Raw genomic sequence first — 7,598 nt, 5'->3', positions numbered from 1 at the left:
TTTCTTTCGATGCTTGAGTACAAATTATCCGATCGCAAGAAATATTTTGTGAAAGTAGACAAGTGGTATCCGAGTTCTCAGATTTGTCATTGCTGTGGATATCGCAATCCGCTTTTGAAAGATCTGAGAATTCGAGAATGGGATTGCCCAAATTGTAATCATCATCATAAGAGGGATGTGAATGCCGCGATCAATATTCGGAACGAGGGGTTACGAATATTAAAAGAAAGTGCATAAACGATAAACGGAACATAGTAGGGATGGAATCAGCCCGAACTTAACGCCTGTGGACATTGTGTAAGACGTTTGGTGTATTTTATTACATTAAATGCAGTGGTGGTTGAAGCAGGAAGCTCTGACTTCTTTAAGTCGGGGTAGTTCACCTATGCGACAAAGAGTTATTTGAGATGCCGTGAGACAATGAAAGACAGTTATCTGTTTTCCTGTGTGTTCATGCTGCTCGGTGTGGTATGCTTCGTGTTTTTTCCGACACAGCTTCTTGGAATTTTCTCGAACAGCAGGGATGTGATTGAGATTGGAAAGCGGGCATTTCCGATCATCGGGACAAGCTTCATTCCGGCAGTGTTTTCTCTGATGACACCGGTGTTTTTTCAGGCAATCGGAAACGGAAAAGTAAGTCTTTTTCTGTCGGTTATGCGCCAGATTTTCTGTTTGATTCCGATCTTTTGGGGATTGTCGCTGATTGGATTATCGTATACCTGGTTTGCGTTTCCGGTCTCAGAGATTCTTGTTGGGAGTGTGGGGATGATTCTTTATCGAAACACTCTTAGAAAGTGGAAGTAAAATGAGGATAGTGTCCTAGTGGTATCCATTCAGATGATACAATGTCACTAACAAATTCACTAACAGATTCAGTAACAGACAGCAGTTATGTGCGGTTTGTGTAAGGTGTCAGCAGCAGGAGACATGGAATTCAATCAGAGATTGAAGGAGGAAAGACAGCTATGAGTCTCTATAATGATAAAACATGGTCGACGGTTAAATATGTTACATATCGCGGCAAGAGCGGTTGGAAAGATACATACCAGGAACGGGAGGTTCCCGGGCTTGGCAATGCAGATGAGATCATGGGAAAATCTGCTAACGATTTGAGAAGCAAATTTATGAGCAAACTTTTTCTCAATGAGAATAGTATTACAGATGACGATATAAAAGCACTGCTTGCGATGGATCTGGGAGTCCTGATTAACGATAAGTTACCGGCAGGTAAAAAGCATAACGAGTGTTATAATCAACTCTATGGTCTGATGACAGGGGAGAAATACCGGGAATCATGTGCAAATCTGCTGGTGGATTTTCAGATTTCGCAGATGGAAAGTCTGGGAAAAAAGATAGAAGCCAATGTTGAAGGGAAAGAGGAAAAGTCGCCGGAATGGCGAAAAGCTGTAGATGTTTCGAGATACCCCGAAACCATGTATATCATGCAGGCAGAGATTCTGTTAAAGGACCTGTATCCGGAGATAGATCGGAACAAGAAGTTTGAAGAGCGGGTAGAACAACAAAAGTGGGATTATGAAGACCGCAGGAATCTGCTGATTGGACTGAGATATCTTGAAGGGACAGGAAGTAGTCTGAATAGAAATAATAGCGAAGAACTTAGAAAGATGTTCCGGCAGTTCCAGGGACGTATAACGAGCGAAAAACCGGGTGTTTTCTATCGGGCAGAAAATTTTCCATTCTGGGATGGAGAAAAAAGGACGCCACCTGACAGGCAGTGTGCAATCAAATATGAGGGAAGGGTACTCAGCTGGGTCTGGTATGATGAGAACGGCGAGATGCAGGAACAAAAGATCAAGGATTTTACCGGAGAAAAGGGAACTGCATTCCAAAAAGAGTTCTTAGAGAATAAAGATCATTCTTTTGATGGTCTTTTTAAGCAGATTTTAAAAAAGTATGGAGAGATATTGGGTGAGAAAAAGGAGTTTTATAATCATTATGCAGAAAAACTCGATTCCGAATTGACGCGATTTGACGATATTTTTGAGCAGAAAGAGAAGCTCGATAAGATGCTTAAGACGCAGCTTCGTCTGGATCATAAATTGGCGGATGCCAAGGAGGAGCATGATCTGAAGTGTGATTTGACGCAGCTTCTCTCTGACAAAAACAAATATAGTGGAGAGATGATTTCTTATCTGGAGCAGAAGCGTGCAGGTTTTCTTGCAGAGGCCGGGGGTGCGAAACCGGAAAATCTTGAGAGCGGAAAGGCAGAGAATTTTCAGTGGGCGGCACTTTTGAAAGTACGTGCTCTCGATGAGATGCTGAAAACAGCAGAGATATTTAACAAAGATCTGACAGAAACCGCAAAATCGAAAGCAGTGGAAGAGCAGAATAAGCGCACTCCGGGGATGGTGAACGCGGGAGAAGAGCTGCTGAAAAAAGAGAACAAAGAGAGTGTGGATCAGAAGATAGAAGATCTTCGCAGTGCGCTTGATGAGAGAGCAGAATGGGCAAAGGATGGCAGTACACCCAGAAAAAAACTCTTATATGAAGAAAATTTGAAGCGGATTGCGGATGTGACAAAGCGTCTCTCATCTACATATAAAAAGGAAAATGATCCGGACAGCAAATATTTTACGAATATGATGACGCGGCTCAATGAATTTGGCAAGAAGAAGGAAAACGACCGTGACAAGATGATTGAGGCGTGTGAGGCTTATATCAAAAAGAGAAAGGGACTCTTTTTCGGACCGCAGACTGCTGTAGGAAAAGAGCGTCTCAATCTGGCGAGAGAGGCTATCGGTATTTTAAAAGAACTTGAGACAGAAAAAATTCTGACGAAAGAAGAAGTCAAAAACTGGGATGAGCAGAGAGCAGAGACAGAGGCGCTGAGAGAAGAGTATCGTCAGGTGAGAGAGCGGGCACAGGAAAGAGAAAAATGGAAGAAACACCAGAACGAACAGGACGAGATATTTTTAGGGAAATCATTCGACGGATATATCAGTAAAGAGTATGTAGATGCGAATATGGAGAGATCGAGGGAGCCTCAGTCAGTGAAGGATTATTATGATAAGCATTACGAGTATGCTGACGTAGAAAAAAAATATGATTCAGGGCTGAAATATTTGCCAAAAAACAAAGTGGATTGGCTGCCAAAGGATTCTTTCACGAATCTTTGTGTGACAGTCGGGTTGGAAAATGAGCGTTTAAAGGATAAGAAGGAACTGTCAGAACCGGAAAGGGTAGTGGAGTATTTTTCCGATGCGTTCAAATACAGAATGGTTGATGATAGAAAAACTTATGAAAAAATGAACTCTTGGATGTCGAAGACGGAAAATTCACAAATTGAGGGTGTTAGAGCTGAGGCAAGAGATAAGCTCATGGAATATTTTTCAGAAGTGGGAGATGATATCAAGAAGGGTGTGCAGCAGTTGATGGAGATCGAAGACAAAAAAGGATGGTCTCCGGAAACGGAAAATGCACTGAAATTTTTTATGTCTCTTGTAAATGATGGAGAACTGGGTTATTCGAGATACCGGAGGAGTTGCGACAGAGAGTACTCTCCTTTTTATGATACGTGTGATCTGTGGAATCATAGAGAAAACGGAAAAATATTGAGAGAAGCATACCATGTTATGAATCAGGCAGTCGAAGAGGGATTTGGCACGGAAGACGGAAGGACTCTTTCCATGCAGGATCAGGAGAGAAAAGCCTATTATGAGAAACTGACCAAAACGATTAAGAAATTAAGTGATCAAATGTATCAGTATAAGGCTGACCAAGAATATGATAAAGATAAAGGTCCTGAAGCGAAAGAGCGGGAATGGGAGAATAAGACAAGAAAAGAGCTGGTTCAGCTCCGCAGGGAGTTTGATGATGTCGTGCATTACACTTCAGAGACAGATGAGAAACAGTTAGCTGCCCTTCATCTGGTATCAAGTGCAATGAAACAGGTGGAAGAGGTGTATCCACGTTTTAAGTCAATTTTAGAGCCGGAAGAGATCAAAAATAGCGTTTTGAAAGATGCCTATTATTTTAAGGATGCGGAAAAGAAGCTGATGGGATTACAGACAAAGCAGAAACTGAGCTTTGATGATTTCGCAAATGAGAAAGATGGTTCGGCAAAGCAGAAAACTTCCTCAAAAACGAAGATTCCGAGGGAGACAGAGAAAAATAAGATGGTGGAGAAGACAGAAGCAAAGTCAAAATCCAGATCTGCAAAATAAGTGAAAAATATAGCCTATAAACTATAAAAAAAAGAAGGGCCAAGGGTTCGTAGGGAATCCAAGGTCCTCTTTTGGTGTCAGAATTAACTTGCTTTATCGAAACACTCTTAAAGAGTGGAATTAAAAAGAGAAAAGTATCCTAGTAGTATCTATTTAGATGGTACAATATCATTAACAGATTCAGTAACAGGCAGCAGTTATGCAGCAGTGAGAAACATGAGATTTGATCAGGGATTGAAGGAGGAAAGACAGCTATGAATTTATATAATAACGAAACATGGTATACAGTTGAATATAACTGGGAACAGAAACGTTGGGAACGTACAGGTGAGGAAGCGAAGATTCCGGGAACTGGCAATGCAGATAGGATTCTGGGCAAATCGGCCGCTAAGCTGGCGAAAAATTTTTTAGATGAATTTTATAAAAAAGATGGGGGTGTTACAGAGAAAGATATAAAAGAGCTGCTTGCTCTGGATCTGTCATCCACGATTGATAAAACGGCGGCAGGTCCAGAGCATAATCAGTATCTTGAGCAGCTTTATGATGTGCTTAAAGAGAAAAGCCATCAGGAAACATATGTGAATCTGCTGGTGGATTTTCAGATTTCGCAGATGAAAAGTCTGGGAAAGAAGATGCGGGAGGGTACTGAAGATAAAATAGAAGGGTCGAAGGAATGGAACAGAGCTGTGGATGTTACGAGATATCCTGAGACTATGTATATAGCACAAGCTGAGATTCTGTTAAAGGACCTGTATCCGGAAGTAGATCGGAATAAGAAATTTGAAGAGAGGCTGGAACGACAAAAGTGGGATTATGAAGACCGCAAAGACTTGATGGCCGGAATGAGAAAGCTTGCGTTGGGGGGAAGTTATCTGGATGAAAAGAATCCCGAAGAGCTTAAGAATATGTTCCGACAATTCAAGGGACCTGTAGAGGATGAAAAATCAAAGAACGAAAAATCAAGTGTTTTCTACGATCCGAAGAATTTTCCGTTCTGGGATGGAATTAAGAGAAGAGTTGCTATAAATAAGCCTTGTGCGTTCAAATACAGCGGAACAAAACTTAGTCTTGTCTGGTATGAGAAGGATGAGATGGCAGAGCAAGAGATCAAGGATTTTGAGGGAGAAAAAGGGACTGCATTCAAAAGAGAATTTTTAGAAAATAAAAAGCATTCTTTTGACTATATTTATGATCAGATTATCGAAAAATTTAAAGAGACGTTTGCTGAGAAAAAGGATTTTTATAGCGATTATGCGGATAAACTCCATTCAGAAGTGAAGCGATTTGACAAAATTTTTGAGCAGAAAGAGAAGCTCGATAAGATGATTAAGACACAGCTTCGCCTGGATCATGGATTGGTGGATGTCAAGGAGGAACATGAGCTGAAGTTTGATCTGGAGAAGCTTCTTTCTGAGAGAAATAAATATAGCGGAGAGATGATTTCTTATCTGGAGCAGAAGCGTGCCGGTTTTCTTGCAGAGGCAGGGGGTGTGAAACCGGAAAATCTTGAGAGTGGAAAGGCAGAGAATTTTCAGCAGGCAGCACTTTTGAAAGTTCATGCGTTGGATGAGATGCTGAAAACAGCAGAGATATTCAACAAGGACCTGACAGAAACCGCAAAATCAAAAGCAGTGGAAGAGCAGGAGAAGCGCACTCCGGGGATGGTAAAAGCGGGAGAAGATCTGCTGAAAAAAGAAAACAAGGAGAGCACGAACCAGAAGATGGAAAATCTTCGCAGTGCGCTTGATGAGGGAGCAGAATGGGCAAAAGACGGCAGTCCGACCAGAAAAAGATTCTTGTATGAAGAGAATTTAAAACGGATTGCAGATGTGACAAAGCGTCTCTCATCTACGCATAAAAAGGAAAACGATCCGGACAGTGAATATTTTACGAATATGATGACGCGGCTCAATGAATTTGGCGAGAAGAAGGAAAATGACCGTGACAAGATGATTGAGGCGTGTGAGACTTATATTAAAAAGAGAAAGGGAATCTTTTTTGGACCGCAGACTGCTGTCGGAAAAGAGCGTCTCAATCTGGCGAAAGAAGCTCTTGGCATCTTAAAAGAACTTGAGACAGAAAAAGTTCTGACAAAAGAAGAAGTCAAAAATTGGGATGAACAGAGAGCAGACAAAGAGGCGCTGAGAGAAGAGTATCGTCAGGTGAGAGAGCGGGCACGGGAAAGAGAGGAACGGAAGGAACTTCAGGAAGAACAGGATGAGTATTGGGAAGAGAATTTTGATGTTAACTCGGTGCGAGTGTACAATTCAAAACTGAAGGGTGCCGGATATACACAGTACTCATCGTATGCTAATCTTTTTTCAGCGTCTTTGGAAGAATATAAGAGATTGGAAGGCAAAACGGATCTGACAGAATCAGAGAAAATTGCAAAATATTTTGTAAAAAGATTCAATGATGGAGGTAGAGGGTTATATGAACATATGTCTAAGCAGTTGCATATGGCAGAAGACTCGTCGACTTACGGTGGCGCAATAGCAAGAGATAAATGCCGGCAATTTTTTGGGGAACTTGGAAATGAAGTAAATGAGAGTGTGAAAGAATTAATAGAGATTGAGGATAAGGAGGGTTGGTCGCCCGAAACAGAGCAGAGTCTGCAATTCTTTATGTCTATTGTAAAGGATGGAGAACATATCTATCAGAAGCTTATACCATGGGACAGGGGGGACTCTGGTTTTAGCAAGGTTCAGAAAATATGGAATGACAGAGAAAATGGAAAAGTGCTGAGAGAGGCATATCATGTGATGAAACAGGCAACCGAACTGGGATTTGGCACAGATGATACAGTTCTTTCCATGCAGGATCAGGAGCGAAAGAAATACTATGAGACGCTGACGGAAACGCTAAAGACAATGAGCGATCGGATGTATCAGTCCAAGGGTGGCACTACGGGGATGCTGTATCAGCTTCGCAGGGAGTTTGACGATGTTGTGCATTACACTTCAGAGACAGATGAGAAACAACTGGCTGCCCTTAATATGGTATCAAGTGCGATGAAGCAGGTGGAAAAGGTATATCCACGCTTTAAGAAATTTTTAGAGCCGGAAGAGGAAATGATACAAGATAGCGTTTTAGAGGATGCCTATTATTTGAAGGATGCGGAAAAGAAGCTGATGGGATTTCAGGCAAAGCAGAAGGAAGACATCCAGGAGAAGGCAAAGGCTCCGGCAGGAAAGTCAGGTTCTGAGAGGAATGAGAAGCAGAAACTGAGCTTTGATGATCTCGCAAAGGAGGAAGGTGGTTCGGAAAAGAAGAAAAATTCCTCCAAAACAAAAATTCCGATGGAGACAGAGAAAAACAAGACAGCAGAGAAGACAGAATTGAAGCCGAAGTCCAAATCCGCAAAATAAAGGGATTCCTTGCGCCTGCGTGGAATAAATGGTATAATGCTCCTCG

3 protein-coding genes and 1 pseudogene are annotated in these 7,598 nt (G+C 41.8%); all 4 read left to right on the top strand.

Features of this window, described 5'->3' with window-relative positions; all coding sequences use genetic code 11:
- Positions 1 to 9 precede the first annotated feature (9 nt).
- The 4 genes and pseudogenes from ACR0QE_RS04015 (at position 10) to ACR0QE_RS04000 (ending at position 7,552) form a co-directional block, all read left to right on the top strand.
- The gene (locus ACR0QE_RS04015; RefSeq protein WP_432627079.1) at positions 10 to 237 is read left to right on the top strand and encodes a zinc ribbon domain-containing protein; all 228 of its coding nucleotides are present in this window, start codon (positions 10 to 12) and stop codon (positions 235 to 237) included.
- A 159-nt stretch (positions 238 to 396) separates the two neighbouring features.
- Positions 397 to 804: pseudogene (locus ACR0QE_RS04010) on the top strand (MATE family efflux transporter); the annotation flags it as partial.
- Between the two features lie 161 nt (positions 805 to 965).
- Positions 966 to 4,184 (top strand): hypothetical protein, encoded by a 3,219-nt coding sequence (locus ACR0QE_RS04005; protein WP_432627075.1) that lies wholly within the window; start codon positions 966 to 968, stop codon positions 4,182 to 4,184.
- Positions 4,185 to 4,438: 254 nt separating this feature from the next.
- Positions 4,439 to 7,552, top strand: a complete 3,114-nt coding sequence (locus ACR0QE_RS04000; protein ID WP_432627074.1) for a hypothetical protein — start codon at positions 4,439 to 4,441, stop codon at positions 7,550 to 7,552.
- Positions 7,553 to 7,598: the final 46 nt, after the last annotated feature.

Origin of the sequence: Brotaphodocola sp. (assembly GCF_050873065.1) — a bacterium.
GTDB lineage: Bacteria > Bacillota > Clostridia > Lachnospirales > Lachnospiraceae > Brotaphodocola.
This window is presented reverse-complemented; position numbering and strand designations above follow the sequence as displayed.